The organism is Kolteria novifilia, from assembly GCA_007748055.1.
Lineage (GTDB): Bacteria > Planctomycetota > Planctomycetia > Kolteriales > Kolteriaceae > Kolteria > Kolteria novifilia.
This window is the reverse complement of record CP036279.1, coordinates 4,816,167-4,832,016: the sequence shown is the minus strand read 5'-3', so window position 1 is coordinate 4,832,016 and position 15,850 is coordinate 4,816,167. Positions and strand designations below refer to the sequence as shown.

General features: G+C 63.6%; 9 protein-coding genes. 5 read left to right on the top strand and 4 right to left on the bottom strand.

Annotation, left to right across the window (positions count from 1 at the left end; all coding sequences use genetic code 11):
- The first annotated feature begins 123 nt into the window (after positions 1-123).
- The gene (locus Pan216_RS17745) at positions 124-1,107 is read left to right on the top strand and encodes a DUF1559 domain-containing protein (protein ID WP_145259895.1); all 984 of its coding nucleotides are present in this window, start codon (positions 124-126) and stop codon (positions 1,105-1,107) included.
- A gap of 42 nt (positions 1,108-1,149) precedes the next feature.
- Entirely contained in the window at positions 1,150-1,623 is a 474-nt protein-coding gene (locus Pan216_RS17740; protein WP_145259893.1) for a hypothetical protein, read from the top strand.
- A gap of 142 nt (positions 1,624-1,765) precedes the next feature.
- Here the strand turns inward: Pan216_RS17740 and Pan216_RS28490 are convergent, their stop codons facing one another.
- On the bottom strand, positions 1,766-2,710 hold the full coding sequence (locus Pan216_RS28490; RefSeq protein ID WP_419192671.1) for a peroxiredoxin-like family protein: 945 nt from the start codon (positions 2,708-2,710) through the stop codon (positions 1,766-1,768).
- A gap of 345 nt (positions 2,711-3,055) precedes the next feature.
- Positions 3,056-3,382, bottom strand: coding sequence for a VOC family protein (locus Pan216_RS17730; protein ID WP_145259891.1), 327 nt, complete (start codon positions 3,380-3,382; stop codon positions 3,056-3,058).
- Positions 3,383-4,542: 1,160 nt separating this feature from the next.
- Here Pan216_RS17730 and Pan216_RS17725 point away from each other — a divergent pair.
- Together Pan216_RS17725 and Pan216_RS17720 are read left to right on the top strand one after the other, a co-directional pair.
- Positions 4,543-9,087, top strand: a complete 4,545-nt coding sequence (locus Pan216_RS17725; RefSeq protein ID WP_145259889.1) for an Lhr family ATP-dependent helicase — start codon at positions 4,543-4,545, stop codon at positions 9,085-9,087.
- A complete protein-coding gene (locus Pan216_RS17720) occupies positions 9,080-9,883 on the top strand; it encodes an Fpg/Nei family DNA glycosylase (protein WP_145259887.1) in 804 nt (267 codons plus the stop codon). The genes Pan216_RS17725 and Pan216_RS17720 overlap by 8 nt, the downstream gene beginning before the upstream one ends.
- 374 nt (positions 9,884-10,257) lie before the next feature.
- On the opposite strand, the gene Pan216_RS17715 is transcribed toward Pan216_RS17720, so the two are convergent.
- The gene (locus Pan216_RS17715; protein WP_419192670.1) at positions 10,258-12,003 is read right to left on the bottom strand and encodes a mechanosensitive ion channel family protein; all 1,746 of its coding nucleotides are present in this window, start codon (positions 12,001-12,003) and stop codon (positions 10,258-10,260) included.
- A 543-nt stretch (positions 12,004-12,546) separates the two neighbouring features.
- Positions 12,547-13,464 carry an alpha/beta hydrolase fold domain-containing protein gene (locus tag Pan216_RS17710; protein WP_419192669.1) on the bottom strand — a complete coding sequence of 306 codons (918 nt, stop codon included), beginning with the start codon at positions 13,462-13,464 and terminating at the stop codon, positions 12,547-12,549.
- 357 nt (positions 13,465-13,821) lie between these two features.
- Between Pan216_RS17710 and Pan216_RS17705 the strand changes: the two genes are divergently transcribed.
- Positions 13,822-15,849, top strand: a complete 2,028-nt coding sequence (locus Pan216_RS17705) for a SpoIIE family protein phosphatase (RefSeq protein WP_419192668.1) — start codon at positions 13,822-13,824, stop codon at positions 15,847-15,849.
- Position 15,850 lies beyond the last annotated feature (1 nt).

Sequence of the window (15,850 nt, the reverse complement as noted above, 5' to 3'; positions counted from 1 at the left end):
GCCCGTCGCTTCCATGGGGGCAGGGGAGCGAGCGGCGGTTCTTGGGGAAAAGGGATCCACGCGGCACTGGGGCGTGCCGTGAACAGATCACCTCGACGATGCTGACTCTGGGGAGAAACCGATATGTCTTGGAAGGGAAAGTCCCGGCGGGCGTTTACGCTCGTCGAGTTACTGGTGGTGATCGCGATCATCGGCGTCCTCGTCGCGTTACTCCTTCCGGCGGTCCAACAAGCGCGCGAAGCCGCGGCGCGGTCGCAGTGCGCCAACAACCTCAAGCAACTCGGCGTCGCCCTCCACAACTACCACGACAGTCATCGGGTCATGCCGCCGGGAACGACCGGTCTCGTCAACGCCGGCAGTGGCCCCGACACGACGCGCTTTCCGATCACCTGGATGCCGATGGTGCTGCCCTTCATGGATCAGCAGCCGATCTGGGATCGGATCGTCCCGGATATCCAATCGGGAAGACGATCCCATCGCTTCGACCAACGCAAGCAAGTCATCAGTGGACTGGTCTGTCCCAGCGACCCCAACGGGGGCAAGGTGTCGGCGCACCCGAGCGACGAGTACTACGACCACGGCTTCTGCGGCAACTATACGCTCAGCTACGGATCCAAGACCTTGACGCCCGATGCGGTGATCAACGATCCCGACGACACGCTCGACGACCAGACCGACCATAACGCGGTCAACCGCGACGGGATGTTCTACTCCCGGTCGAGCATCGGACTGGATGACTTGGAAGATGGCACGACCAAGACGATCATGGGCAGCGAATTGCTTGTCGTCCCCAATCAAACGTCGTCGGTCGATCTGCGGGGCGCCTACTACTTCGGACGGCGCGGCAGCGCGATCTTCTCGACGATGAACCCGCCGAACAGTCCCGTCGCCGACCGCATGTCCTCCTGTCTCAGCATGCCCGGCGCCCCGTGTACCATCGGCACCGACAGCATGATCTTTCACGCTCGCAGCGCCCATCCCGGCGGGGTGAACGCGATGATGGCCGACGGATCGACCACCTTCATTTCCAACTCGGTCGACACCCACATCTATCGCGGGCTTGGGACTCGCAGCGCTTCTCCCGGCGAGCCGCTTCAGGGCCTGTAATCTCCACGAAACGGAAGTTCACTATCAGCGAGGTCGACCTCGATGCCATACCGTTTGTTCGTTCGTTGGGCCATGCTCGCGAGTTTCCCCGTCGCCTGCCTGACGTTGGGTTGCTCGCAGGCCAATCCCGAGGCGCCGGTCGTTCCCGTCGCCGGCAAGGTTCTCTTCGAGGGCAAACCGCTCGGGCGAGGCGTGATCACCTTCATGCCCCGCGCGGGGGGGCCATCCGCTCAGGGAACGATCCAACAGGGGGCGATCACCGATGTCGTGACGGTGTCCGACATTTCCAGGCGATCGGGCCTCGTCGCGGGCGAACACCAAGTCACGATCCGGGCGGGGGCGGGGAGTCTCGATGGTGACATCGGCATGCGGGAGCACATTCCCGACGTCTACAACAGCATTCAGAAGTCGCCCCTGAGCGTGGTGATCGGCCCCGAAAGCGACAACGCGTTCGAATTCCAACTGACGATGGATCCCGCATCGGCCAACGTCGTCGCCCTCGGCCAAGATCCCTAGTGTCCTGATTGGTTGATTCGTTGGGTGAACTCTTCAGGGAGACTTCCGGGTGCCATGCTCACGCTTGTCGTGGGCATGCTGGAGAGGCTCACGCTTGTCGTAACGCGTAGGGTGGGGGTGGGTCTGGACCCACCATCCTTGTTCAACCGACCGGCGCCGACACCGCGCACTGGGCCAGCTCGGCGTAATCGGGCCGATCGCTCGCGTCGCCGTGGTGATAGGACCGGACGACATCTCCGCGGTGAATCAAGAAGACGCCAGGCATTTGAAGCCCGTCGCCGACGAGCCGGCCGATGCCGTGGCCGTGGAAGATGGCCGCTTGGAATCCTCGCCACAAAACACGCGGGCCGAGAAGTTGCCCGGGACGACCACGCTCAAGGCCGAGTTCCCGGTAGAGTACGCACTGCGGATCGCTCACGTGAGCGACATCGCCGAGGCCGTAGCGACGCAGGAGCATGTCACCCTGGTCGAACGATCCCATGTGAACCACTGCGATTCGGACACCGTTGCCTTCGATCGCCGCGCGCTTCTCGGCCAGATCCGCGAGAGCCTCGCGGCAGAAGGTGCACCCGAAGTGACGCAGAAAGACGACCAGGATCGGTGACTCGTCCGAAAGATCGGCCAACGTTGTTCCCGTGCTGCTCTCCAGTCGAGTGAGTCCGCGCTCATCGGCTTGTTCGGGACGCATCGCCTCCCCGAAGGCTTCCCAAACGATCACCGCGAAGGGCACCCACCAAATCAGGTCGTTGGTGAGAACCGTCGCTCCCATCGCGATGGGTAGCGTTCCCTTAACCGCCGCGATGATGAAGCCGATCGTGCCGAAAATCTTGCCGAGCAAGCCGACGAGCACGATGGGCCAGTGGCGAAATGGATCGTACGCGGCGACCGCGTAGCCGATGCCGTAGACGCCGACGACCATGCCGAGGCACTGCCACAATTCGAGATACCTCGGCGGTTGCATCCCGAAGAGGGTGAAGGTTTGGCTCGGGAGCATCACCACCCAGATTCCCCACGTGAGATTGTACACCGCCGCCGCGAGCAGGACGGTCTTCATCCACGCGGGTGAACGGGTGGGGGATGCTGGCATGGTCCTGTCCCTTATGGAAGAAAAGTCGACGCTGGGCCGACTCGAGAAGGCGAACTTTCGACCGACATGGCCCCTGGTCGCGACGTTGCCACTGGGGAGATGAAGTTATTCAGCCTCTTACCGGGTTGATGGGAATGTAGGCATCGATCATCGACCAGACCAGCACGCTACGCAAGCTTCAAGCGACGGTGCGGACCCAATTCGTTCCGACGAGTCATCGTGCGCCGTGGCGTCGGCCCCATGGGAAAGCTCCGCATGCCGAGGAATCTGGAGTCGTGCCGTCGATGCCCGGATCACTCCGACGAGCGCGAGCTCTGTCCAGATCATCCAACTCGCGATCGACGGTCAGTCTTCCTTCGCGAGCAATTCGATCGCGTTGCCCGACGGGTCGGCGATGTAGGTCGAACGCGTGCCGTCTCGGTGGGTCTCGAGCGTGCCGAACTCCTCCGCGTCCTCCCGGACGAATCCGAGATGAGGGGGATGTTGCCCCGACGAGACGAACGCGAGTCGGATGTTGCCGAACTCGAGCATCGCCCACGTGTTGTCCCGGTAGACGACCTCGCATTGGAAACGATCGGTGTACCAGGACACCGTCTCGGCGATGTCCTTCACCTCGATCGCCACGTGGTCGATTTCGTCCAGCGCAGTGCCGGTCCGTTTGTTACTTCGCATGCGAGCCCTCCTTCCTCCTGACTATTCTAGAGTGGTCTGTCCGATGACGAGCCGCACGCGACCTTACAACGTATGTCGATCCTTCGGGGACCTGTTGGGAGCCTACGAAGATCGCTCCCCGTCGGTTCCAGCATTCAGTTGGACATCGCCATCGATTCGCGTGGTTCGGTGCGAGCCAAGGAAGCCGAGAACCGAGAACCGAGAACCGAGAACCGAGAACCGAGAACCGAGAGACGTGTGACGAGAGACGTGTGACGAGAGACGTGTGACGAGAGACGAGAGACGAGAGACGAGAGACGAGAGACGAGAGACGAGAGACGAGAGACGAGAGACGAGAGACGAGAGACGAGAGACGAGAGACGAGAGACGAGAGACGAGAGACGAGAGACGAGAGACGAGAGACGTGTGACGAGAGACGAGAGACGAGAGACGAGAGACGAGAGACGAGAGACGAGAGACGAGAGACGAGAGACGAGAGACGAGAGACGAGAGACGAGAGACGAGAGACGAGAGACGAGAGACGAGAGACGAGGGACGTGTGACGTGTGACGTGTGACGTGTGACGTGTGACGTGTGACGAGAGACGAGAGACGAGAGACGAGAGACGAGAGACGAGAGACGAGAGACGAGAGACGAGAGACGAGAGACGAGAGACGAGAGACGAGAGACGAGGGACGTGTGACGTGTGACGTGTGACGTGTGACGTGTGACGTGTGACGTGTGACGAGAGACGAGAGACGAGAGACGAGAGACGAGAGACGAGAGACGAGAGACGAGAGACGAGAGACGAGAGACGAGAGACGAGAGACGAGAGACGAGAGACGAGAGACGTGTGACGTGTGACGTGTGACGTGTGACGTGTGACGTGTGACGTGTGACGTGTGACGTGTGACGTGTGACGTGTGACGTGTCGCTACGGTCGATCTGACTTCAGCCGCGAAGCGGCGTCGGTCAGTAGCCAGGGGTGTCAACCCCTGGAAAGGGAAGGATTTAGATCAAGCCCCGGAGGGGCGGCGGAAAGGGGGACTCCGAACATAGCCGCGTGTCCGGATCGGCGATGGAGAACATCTGGACATTTGTTCATTTTGTTGCGAAAATGGAGAATGCTGTCCGTAGGTGACGTGCGGACGGGTCAAGCGAAACGGGGCGGGAGGAGCTAGATGCTGGGAGTTCAGGGAGGACCGACGGAAGAAGCGACCATCGACGAGTCCTTCCACCCCGTCTCTCGGCGCTGGTTCCGCGAGGCGTTTAAGGAGCCGACGCGGGCACAGCAATTGGCCTGGCCGGTGATCGCCAAGGGGGAACACACGCTGCTGCTCGCTCCCACTGGCTCGGGAAAGACGCTCGCGGCCTTCTTCGTCGCGATCGACCGATTGATGTTCGGACCGGCGGCTCCCGAAGAGGAGAAGGGCGTCCGGGTTCTCTACGTCTCTCCCTTGAAAGCCCTCGGCGTCGATGTCGAGCGGAACCTGCGTTCGCCGCTCGCGGGAGTTCGCGCGTTGGCCCAACGGGAGGGAGCCGACCATCAGGTGCCCCGCGTCGGCGTACGTTCCGGCGACACCCCCTCCGCGGAGCGGGAGCGTCTCGCACGCGACCCCCCGGAAATCCTCATCACGACCCCCGAGTCGCTGTACCTCATCCTGACCTCGCGAAAAGCGTCGATGCTCCGCACTGTCGAGACGGTGATTATCGACGAGATCCACACGATGGTGAGCACTAAACGCGGGGCTCATCTCTTTCTCTCGCTGGAACGGCTCGATCGCTTGCGCCGGGAGGGTGAGGAAGGGGGGCGTTTTCTCCAACGTATCGGCCTCTCGGCGACGCAGCGGCCTCTCGACGAGGTGGCACGACTTCTCGGCGGATCAGAAGCGACCAGCAACCCCGACGAGACACCCCATCCGCGTCCGGTGACCATCGTCGATGCGGGCCGCCGGCGCCGCTTCGATCTGCGCATCGAGGTTCCCGTCGAGGACATGGCGGAGCTTGGGGAGGTCGACCCGATCCCGTCGGGACCGGCGGCGGGCCCTCCGGCGCTCGCGTCGATTTGGCCCGCGATTCACCCACGCCTCGTCGAGTTGATCGAATCGCATCGCACGACGATGATCTTCGTCAACAGCCGGCGACTGGCCGAGCGCTTGGCCAACGCGATCAATGAACTGGCCGAAAAGGAATTGGCGCTGGCTCACCATGGCTCGATCGCCAAGGAGACGCGGCTTCACATCGAGGATCGCCTCAAGCGGGGAACGCTTCCCGCGATCGTCGCGACCTCATCGCTCGAGCTCGGCATCGACATGGGGGCCGTCGATCTGGTGATCCAAATTGAGGCTCCGCCGTCGATTGCCTCGGGGATTCAGCGGATTGGCCGATCGGGGCACCACGTCGACGCGACATCGGTCGGCGTTGTTTTTCCGAAGTATCGCGGCGACTTGCTCGCGTGCGCCGCGGCGGCCGAGAAGATGCTCGAAGGGGAAGTGGAGGAGACCTACTTTCCCCGCAATCCGCTCGACGTCCTAGCCCAGCAGATTGTCGCGATGGTGGCACTCGGGGCTCGGAGCGTGGGCGAGCTATACGCGACCGCACGGCAAGCCGCTCCGTTTCACGAACTCTCGATGTCGATCTTCGAAGGGGTGCTCGATCTGCTGTCGGGCCGCTACCCTTCGGATGAATTCGCCGGGCTACGACCACGTGTCACGTGGGATCGTCTTGCCGGCATGGTCGCGCCTCGCAAGGGAACCCAGCGGACCGCGATCCTCAATGCCGGGACGATACCCGATCGCGGACTCTATGGCGTCTACCTGATCGACGACGGTGGCGGGAGCAACCGCGTCGGCGAACTCGACGAGGAGATGGTCTTCGAGACCCGTCCGGGGGAGATCTTTCTCCTCGGCGCCTCGTCGTGGCGGGTCCTGGAGATCACCCACGATCGGGTCCTCGTCGCTCCGGCTCCCGGCGAACCAGGCAAGATGCCCTTTTGGAGAGGCGATGGCCTTGGGCGGACGCGCGAGCTTGGGGTCGCGATGGGCGTATTGGCTCGAGAGCTCCTGAAACTCCCTCGCGAGAAGGCGCTAGATCTTCTCGTCGAGGAACACGCTCTGGACCGGCGGGCGGCGACCAACCTCGTGCAGTACCTCCGCGATCAGGTCGACGCGACCGAGGAGGTGCCAAGCGACCGCACGATCGTGATCGAGTCCTTTCTCGATGAAATCGGCGACTGGCGGGTCGCGATCCTGAGCCCCTTCGGGTCGCGAGTGCATACCCCTTGGGCGATGGCGGTGCGCGGGCGTCTGACGGAAAAGGTCATCGGCGAGGTCGACGTGGTGTGGTCGGATGACGGTATCGTGTTTCGGCTTCCGGAGTCCGATTCGGCGCCCGTTTTGGATGACTTTTGGCCCAATTCGGACGAAATCGAGGACTTAATTGTCAACGAAGTGGGCGGAACGGCGCTTTTTGCGGCCCGTTTTCGCGAAAACGCGGCCCGTTCGTTGCTCCTGCCGCGCCGACGACCCGATCGGCGGACGCCCCTTTGGATCCAGCGGCGCCGCTCGGCCGATCTGCTCGCGGTCGCGTCCCGCTACGAGAGCTTTCCGATCCTGCTCGAGACCTACCGCGAGTGCCTGCGCGACGTCTTCGACCTTTCGGGACTGCGGCGGATTCTCCGTTCGATCGAACGACGCGACATCCGCGTTCACGCGGTCGAGACCAGAAGTCCTTCCCCATTCGCGGCGTCGCTGCTGTTCAACTACGTCGGCAACTTTCTCTATGAGGGCGACGCTCCGCTCAACGAGCGTCGGGCCCAGTCGCTAGCCCTCGACCACGCCCAGTTGCGAGAACTGCTCGGCGAGTCGGTCCTGCGGGAGTTGCTCGATGGGGAGGTCGTCGACACGTTGGCCCTCGAACTGCAACGTCTCGAAGGTGCCTACGAAGTGACGGGGGTCGATGCGCTTCGCGACTTGGTTTATGCCCTCGGCGACTTGAGCCGTGAGGAGATCTTCGCCCGCCTCGGCAAGGGGGACGAAGCGGCGTCTCAGCTCGACGGGTGGCTGGTGCAACTGGTGCGGCAGCGGCGCCTCCTTCTCGTGAAGATCGCCGGCGAGCCACGCTACGTCGCGGCGGAGGACGCGGCGCGATTGCGGGACGCCCTTGGGGTCGTCACCCCGCCGGGGCTGCCGGAAGCCTTTCTCGAGGAGGTCGTCGATCCGCTCGGGGACCTCGTCTCCCGCTATGCCCGAACGCATGTTCCCTTCACGACGGGGGACGTCGCCCGCAGGTTCGGGGTCGGTCCAGCGACCATCGAGATGACGCTGCGTCGTCTCGCGGGCCACGGGAGAGTCTTCGAGGGAGAGTTCCTTCCAGGGGGCACCGGCCGCGAGTGGTGCGACGCGGAAGTCCTGCGCGTCCTCAAACGCCGCTCGCTCGCCCGGCTGCGCAAAGAGGTCGAACCGGTCGATGCCCGGGCGTTCGCTCGTTTCCTACCGCGCTGGCATGGGCTCGAACGACGTCGCCACGGGTTGGACGGATTGCTCGATGTCGTGGAAATGTTGCAAGGGATGCCGCTGCCCGCGAGCACGCTCGAGGAGGAAATTCTTCCGGCTCGCGTGGAAGACTATCGCCCCGGGCAGCTTGACGAACTGTGCAACGCGGGCGAAGTCGTCTGGCGCGGCTTTGGAAGCGGGACGTCGGGTGATGGCCGGATCGCCCTCTATTTGACGGATCATCTTCGGACGTTGGCGCCGACGGCCGATCGGGTCGACCACGCGATGGCGGAACAACTGCGGGACTACCTCGCCCAACGCGGAGCGGTCTTCTTCGACGACCTCCTTCGCGTGACTGGCGGCTTTCCCAACGATGTGCTCGCGACGCTTTGGGAGCTCGTTTGGGCGGGCGAAGTGACCAACGATACGCTCGCGCCGCTGCGTTCGCTCCAGCGCGACCACGCGATGAAGAAACGACGGGCGTCACGCCGCGGATCGGGCTTCCGCTCGCGCCGACAAGTCGGGCCCCCAGGCTCGGAGGGTCGCTGGTCTCTTCTGGGCAGTTCCGAGGAGGCGGCTCCCACCCCGACCGAACGGCAAGCGGCAATCGCGCTGCAACTCTTACAACGCCATGGCATCCTCGTTCGCGAGGCGATCCATGCCGAGGGCATCGTGGGCGGGTTCGCGGGGCTCTATCCGGTCCTTAAGGGAATGGAAGAAGCCGGGCGCATTCGTCGGGGGTACTTCGTGGCGGGGCTGGGCGCCGCGCAGTTCGCGGCGTCGGGGGCGGAACAGCGACTCCGGGATTGTCAGCACAAGCAACGGGAGCGATCCAAGGAAGTTCACGTCCTCGCGGCAACCGATCCGGCCAACCCCTACGGCGCGGTGATCGCGTGGCCGTCCCAGGGTGACGGCAGCGGACGTCCCCAGCGGGCGGCAGGCGCCCGTGTGGTCATACGCGACGGAACCCTGCTGGCGTTTCTCAGCCGATCGGCCGAGCAGATGCTCACGTTCCCCGCCGAGGACGAGGAGGAGTCCGCAGCGGGGAACGACGCGATCGCCCAGGCGTTGGCCGAGATCGCCGAGCGGCAGCCGATCCTTCTTCGCCGGATCGATGGGGAGGAGCCGAGCAAGTCTCCGGTCGCCCCACGGATGCTCGATCGAGGGTTTCGAGCGACGAGTCGAGGACTCGTCTATCGACCGACGCGCAAGGATGTGACTGGGAATGCCTGAAGGGGACACGATCTTCCGGACGGCGGTACGCTTGCGATCGGTCCTGGTCGGCAAGCGGATCGAGGCGGCTTCGAGTCAGGGGCGTCGGCAAGTCGACGCCGCGCCGCTTCTCGGGGGCGAGATCCGCGACGTCGAGGCTCGCGGCAAGCACCTACTCTTCGCTGTTTGCGACGAGCGAACGATCCACTCCCACATGGGGATGACAGGATCGTGGCATCTCTACCGTCCCGGTGAGCGTTGGTCGAAGCCGGTTCCGCGAGCCGCCTTGGTGCTCGAAGTCGGTGGGATTGTCGCGGTCTGCTTCAGCCCCAAGACACTCGAGATTCTCAGTCGTGACGGCTTGCGGCGCCACCGGCACCTGTGGAAGCTCGGCCCCGATCTCCTGGCGACGCGTTTCGACGAACGGGAAGCTCTCCTTCGCTTCCGTCTGCACGAGAGGAGACCGATCGGCGAGATCCTGCTCGATCAGCGCGTCGTCTGCGGGATCGGCAACGTCTATAAGTCCGAAGCACTCTTCCTCATGCGGCGAAGTCCGTTCGATCCGACGGGGAGTCTGTCCGATGAGGAACTCGGTCAGCTCCTCGCGCGGACGCGCGATCTGATGCGACGCAACCTCGTCGGCTTCAAACGACAAACTCGCTTCGGACGCGACGGGGATCGGGTCTGGGTGTACGGTCGAGTCGGCAAGCCCTGCCTGGAGTGTGGGACCATGATCCAGATGCGCCGTCAAGGAGAGCTGGGACGATCGACCTACTGGTGTCCCGCGTGCCAGCCGGCGACCGACGTGTCGACGTGATCCGAGCGTGTCGGCTCGAACGGCGATGGCACAGGTATCCATCCTGAGATGGTTCTTCACCCTCAGTTGGGTCAGCTTCCTGAGATGGTTCAGCTTCCTGAGTAGCCGCGAAGCGGCGGCCGAGTAAAGCCTGGCACGTAAGTGCCAGGAAGGTATCAGCGGAACGTCGAGCCCCAGCGGGGCGACACTTCTCTTGCGTTACCGTTTGCTCGCGGACGCGAGGCATGCGGTCCTTGAGATCGCACGCCCTGGTTGACGAGCCGACTGGGCCACCCGGCGGCGTCCGAATGAGAGGCGTCTTCCGCATACCCACGGGGTGTGGGCATGGCACCCAGGCACCCAGGAGAATGAGGGGGGGCGACCCGTGAGGGTTGCTATTCGTTGGTCGGGACTCGGGAATCGTCGGGGGCGACGCGAACGGTGAAGGGATCGGGCGCGCCGTCGTCGTTGGAGAGAATCTGCCGCTGGACGGGAGCGAGTTGCAGCCCGTTGCTCTCGAAGTCCTGGAGGATCAGCAGGTTCAAGCGATCGCCGAAGGCCTTGAAGTCCCAGTACTCCGCAGGCGTGTACCAGTAGAGAAACAGCAGCCGAATCGTCCCGCGATCGAACTCGTCAACGTAGACGCGCGGCGGTAGGTTCGGGTCCATGCCCTCGTGGTTTTCGAGATGTTGCCGGACGATCGACCGGGCCAATTCGATCTTATCCGCCGAGAGGGTCGCGGGGAGGTGAATCTCGGCCTTCCGCCGGATGTAGGGGCGATGACTGACGTTCTCGACGTCGTTGTGAGCGAGTTGGTCGTTGGGCAGAGTCACGAGATGTCCGGTGAGAAGGCGAATTCGCGTCGCCCGCAGGCCGATATCCTCGACGACGCCGTCGAAATTGTTCACGATGATGCGATCGCCGACGCGAAAGGGCTTGTCGGCCATAAGCGACAAGGTGCCGAAGAGATCCTTGAGCGTGTCCTGGGATCCCAGGGCGATGGCGACACCGCCGATGCCGGCGCTGGCCAGGAGCGTCGCGACGGGAATCCCGAGGTATTGCCCGCCGTAGAGAATGAGGGCCACCGCTCCGGTCGCGGCGCTGATCTTGGCGAGGATCCGCACGAGCTGGGCGTCGATGCCGCGAAGCTCCCGTGTCGGGGCTCGGATGATCGTTTCCGCGACGCGGGTCGAGAGGGCGAAAATGACGACCGCGCCCGCCAGAAGCGACACGAGGATGCTCGTGAAGTTGACGACATAGAGGACGAAGCCGCGCAGCGCCAAGTCAAACTCGACGAAGTGCGAGAGCCCCAGCGGCGTCAAGGCGACGGCGACCGGGAACGCCAAAGTGAGCCAGTAAAGCAAGAGGCCACGCTCGCGTGCCCGGCTCGACGTTCGCGCGAAAAGCCAGAACGACGCGATGAGAATCAGCGCCGCGACGATCGTGCCCACGAGGAGCCCGAGCCACTTCCAGTTGGTCATCCCGAAGGTCTGTTGATCCCTGAGCCAACTCGGTAGCCGCGTCACCACCGCGGCGATGAAGGGATCACGCGGTGAGTTCATGTACCACGCGAAGAGCCCCGGTGAGGTGGGAGGACCATCGGCCCGGTAGGGTTGGGCCGCGATGTTGTGGTGGTAGTCGACGGCGCGGGCGACGGTTCCCCGACTGAAGAGGTATTCGTGTTTGCGAGGTCCTTCCTCGATGCGGGCGATGGTGAGGCGGGTGCCGGGGATCCGCCAGTGGGCGAGCGCTTCGACTCCTGGGCGTGCCTCGACCTGGGCGACATCGGGAACTTGATCCCACGGCGGCAGTTGCTCTCGGTCGAGAATCTCTTTGATACATACCGCCACTTCTCCGGCCCGTTCCTCGCGAGCGAAGGCAGGGAGTTCGGTCAAGTCGAGACAATCGAGGATTCGCATCGCCAGGATGTTGGCGTCGGGATCCGAGCGATCGAGGTACTGGTTCTTTTCGAGAATCGTCGCGAGGGCGTTGCAGCTATCGATAAAGCTTCGCAGGGTATCGCGAGGGCTCGACGTGTCGGCCGCGATCGGTTCCGACGGTTCTTGCGCGACGAGGACGGACAAGGGTAGCGTCAAGCCGAGAATCGCGAGGATGCAACGAAGCAACGAGGGAATCGACATGATCAATGGACTCGGTCGCCTGCGCGTCATGTGGCGAATCTAGCAGCCCCGCTCGAATCAACGGACTGCTTAAGCGTGGCGCGGTTCGATCACCACGCATGGACATGGACGGACACGTCACTTGTCCAGGATAACCGAGCCGTTGTGGGACCGGGACGCTCTCCCGGTGAAAAAGGTCACGGCGATGGAGAGGTTTGTGGGTCGTGACGAAAGGACGGCCGCTCTTGAGAGAAGCAAGGGGCTCAAAGAGACTGAGCATGACTCGCCGTGCTCCGGGTGAGGGGATTCGATGCTTGGTGAAACGAAGCGTTATGTTGGAAGAAAGCCCCCTCACCCCTAACCCCTCTCCCACAGGGAGAGGGGAACAAGAGGTTCTCCCATGGGGAGAGGTCGGCGCGCGCCGGGTGAGGGGATTCGATGCTTGGTGAAACGAAGCGGTATGTTGGAAGAAAGCCCCCTCACCCCTAACCCCTCTCCCACAGGGAGAGGGGAACAAGAGGATCTCTCCCATGGGGAGTGGGGGAACAAGAGGCACTACGCGGCTCACTTCGACAGGTGCGTTTGAAGGAAGCGATCGGCGGCGTCGACGGTCGGGTCGAACCACTCGCGCATCACCCAAAAGGGATGGGGAGCGTCGGGCATGAGGACGAACTCGTGGGGGATGTGAAGCTCGTCCATCTTCTCCCAAAACTCGGTGTAGCGAAGACGCGGCCGATCGCGCTCCCCGTCGATGAAGAGCATCGGCGGCGTCCGCCGACTGACGTGTGTCAGGGGCGAGGCCTCGCGATAGATCGTTTCGCTCTCACTCGGAAGGGCCCCGCCCATGAAGTCGGCGACGGGACTCCCCGCGGCGGACTTCGCGGCTGTCTCGGTCTGCTCGATCCGTTCCTTGGTGAGGAGGTTCATCGGCCCGCACATGACGATCGCCGCCTGCACGTCGGACGACTTCGAGCGATGATCGCCTTTTCCCTCGAAGCGTTGGATGCCGTTGCTCGCGGCCATGAATCCCGCGAGGTGGCCGCCCGCCGATCCCCCCATGCTCGCGATACGTTCGGGGTCGATCTTGAACCGTTTGGCGTTCTGACGAGCCCAGCGAATCGCCGCCTTGCCGTCGTGGACCGCGGCCGGGAAGGGTGCCTCGCCGGAGAGGCGATACTCGGGAACGATGCAAACGTAGCCGCGTTGGGCCAACGCTTGAGCGAGGGGAGCGAAGAGAGCGGGGCGACCGTTCTGCCATCCGCCTCCGAAGAACATCACGATCGCGGGAAAGGGACCTTCTCCCTCCGCGGGGCGGTAGACGTCGAGCGTTAGACGACGGCGGCGTTTCTCGTCGACGTAGGTGAAGATGAACGAGCCCTCTTGACGGACGCCCTCGGTCATCTCCGGACGGACCTTGGTTCGGTCGGGCTTGTCGGCATGAACGGATTGGAAGACGAGAAGAAGCAGGAGGAAGGGGATCATGGAATGGGATCGCGGCATGATGTCGTGGTTCTCCGAGCGACGGTGGGTGAGGGTTTCATGGGACCAGTCGCAGGATACCCAAGATGTCGTTCGGGGCGCCGAGAAATCCATTCCTCTTCGATGATCCACCCACTTGGTGTCGCGCCGGCCTGGAAAGTAATAGGATTGCCTTCCCGTCGTCGGAGATCGCCCTCTGGTCGCATGCTCCGGTCGACTTGCTCCGTGGCGCTGGGCTGCGTGGGTGATCGAGCGTATGATCAGGCGGACGCTACCAATGTCAGCGGTGGACAGGAGGCCGCCGAGGTATCGCGATCGGCGCGATTCACCCGGGGTCGAGAGAGAGGTTCTGAGGAAGACATGCACGGCCATTCCGACCATCCCGAGAAGTCCGATCCTTCGGCGCCGCTGATGGGCATCCTCAACTCGGTTTCCGTGAAGTACTCCGGCCCGGCGTTGCTGCTTCTCCCGGTCCTATTCGTGGTGCTGGCGTTCGCGGTCCTGACTCAATGGCACGGTCGACGGATGGCGCAGAACCTGGCGGGTCAGATCGTCGATCAGGCGGCGCACCGCATCGAAGCGGTGATCAACCACTATCTCCAGCATGCCGTGTTCGTGACCGATCAAGTCGCCGAACAGATCGCGGCGGGCGAGCTCGATCCCTCGGCTCTGCGGGACTGGCGACCGGCTCTCTACCGGCAGCTCCGCATCGATGGCGAAGTCAACTCGGTGACCTACGGCAATCCGCGGGGGGACGCGACGTGGATGATTCGCTACCCGGGGGAGGAGGGGTTGGAGTACGCGATTTCCGACGCGAAGACCAACGGCAAGATTGTGGAGCACCGCGTCGGTCCTCGCGGCGAGCTTGCCGAGGAGTTGGATGCCTACGACTACGACCCTCGGGTTCGGCCCTGGTACGTCGCGGCGGTCGAGTCGAACCGGCCGACCTGGAGTCCTCCCTATGCCTGGGTTCGGGGCGACGGTCGGCAAGCGACGCTGGGAATCGCCTTTGCCCGTCCGATCGTCGGTGCCGACGGGGAACTCGTCGGGGTGCTCGACTCGGATATTAGCCTGAAGGATGTCTCGCGGTTTCTCAACGACGCCCGGGTGTTCGACTCGGGAGAGGCGTTTCTTGTCGACCGCGACGGCCAGCTAATTGGGACTTCGTCGACGTCGCCGGTGATCGACGAGGACGGCAGTCGAGTCATGGCGACCAGTTCGCCGAGCGAGTTGATCCGCGAGGTCGCGGAGGGAATAACGGCGGACTTGCGGCCTCAGCGAACGCAGCTCTCAGTTGACGGCGAGCCCTTTGTCGTCGATGTTCGCCCGTTGCGCAACCCTTGGGACCTGCCATGGACGCTCGCGGTGGTGGTGCCCGATTCGGAGATCATGGCGGGAGTCAACTCGCTGCAGACGCAGGGCTGGATCGTCGGGGGCGTGGTGTCGTGGTTGACGTTGTGCTTGGGCGTCTTCGCCGCGTGGAGCATCGTCGGTCCCGTCACCCAGTTGGCCGCCGCGGTGAAGACGATGGGGAAGGGCAACCTGGACGACCCGGTCCGAGTCGGGGGGCATTTGGAGTTCGTTCAACTTTCCGACGAGCTCAACCAGATGTGCGCCGCCCTCAAGGACCGCATGAGGCTTCGCAACTCGCTGGCGCTCGCGATGGAGATTCAACAGAAGCTTCTGCCGCAGGACGAGCCGTCGGTCAACGGGTTGGAGATCGCCGGGCACAGCACCTACTGCGACGAAACGGGCGGAGACTACTACGACTTTCTGGAGCTTTCGCCGACGAGCCCCGACGAGCTGGTGGTCGCAGTCGGTGACGTCATGGGGCATGGGATCGCCGCGGCGCTGGTCATGGCGACGGCTCGGGGCATCTTGCGCAGCCACGCGCGTGAGGACGACTCCCTGGGCGAATGGCTGACCGCCGTCAACGACCTGCTTGTCGAGGACACGGCGGGCGAGCGCTTCATGACGATGGTGCTGCTGTTCATCGACGCCCAGAAGCGACGAGTGCGAATGGCCAGTGCCGGGCACGACTCGCCGATCATCTTCGATCCCCGGACCGAGTCCTTCCTCGAGATGGAGGATGTCTCGGGCGTGCCGCTGGGGCTCTTCGAGGAGCAGGAGTTCGCCGAGGCGAACCAGGAGGACTTGCCACCGGGAACGATCATTCTCGTCGGCACCGACGGGCTCTGGGAGAGCCACAACGAGGCGGACGAGCAGTATGGCAAGGAGCGGCTCTTTTCGATCATCCGCACCCATGCCGACCGGCCGGTGAAGGAGATCTCCCAGGCGATCCGGGACGATCTGTATCAGTTTCGTGGCGATGCCAAGCAGGCCGACGACATCACCTTGGTCATGGTCAAACTCGTCGACCGGAGTTGAG

What these genes read in the sequence shown, in the direction of transcription:
- Pan216_RS17745 (WP_145259895.1), top strand. Translation starts at nt 124, where the DNA reads ATGTCTTGGAAGGGAAAGTCCCGGCGGGCGTTTACGCTCGTCGAGTTA.
- Pan216_RS17740 (WP_145259893.1), top strand. Translation starts at nt 1,150, where the DNA reads ATGCCATACCGTTTGTTCGTTCGTTGGGCCATGCTCGCGAGTTTCCCC.
- Pan216_RS28490 (WP_419192671.1), bottom strand. Translation starts at nt 2,710, where the DNA reads ATGCCAGCATCCCCCACCCGTTCACCCGCGTGGATGAAGACCGTCCTG.
- Pan216_RS17730 (WP_145259891.1), bottom strand. Translation starts at nt 3,382, where the DNA reads ATGCGAAGTAACAAACGGACCGGCACTGCGCTGGACGAAATCGACCAC.
- Pan216_RS17725 (WP_145259889.1), top strand. Translation starts at nt 4,543, where the DNA reads ATGCTGGGAGTTCAGGGAGGACCGACGGAAGAAGCGACCATCGACGAG.
- Pan216_RS17720 (WP_145259887.1), top strand. Translation starts at nt 9,080, where the DNA reads ATGCCTGAAGGGGACACGATCTTCCGGACGGCGGTACGCTTGCGATCG.
- Pan216_RS17715 (WP_419192670.1), bottom strand. Translation starts at nt 12,003, where the DNA reads ATGTCGATTCCCTCGTTGCTTCGTTGCATCCTCGCGATTCTCGGCTTG.
- Pan216_RS17710 (WP_419192669.1), bottom strand. Translation starts at nt 13,464, where the DNA reads ATGATCCCCTTCCTCCTGCTTCTTCTCGTCTTCCAATCCGTTCATGCC.
- Pan216_RS17705 (WP_419192668.1), top strand. Translation starts at nt 13,822, where the DNA reads ATGCACGGCCATTCCGACCATCCCGAGAAGTCCGATCCTTCGGCGCCG.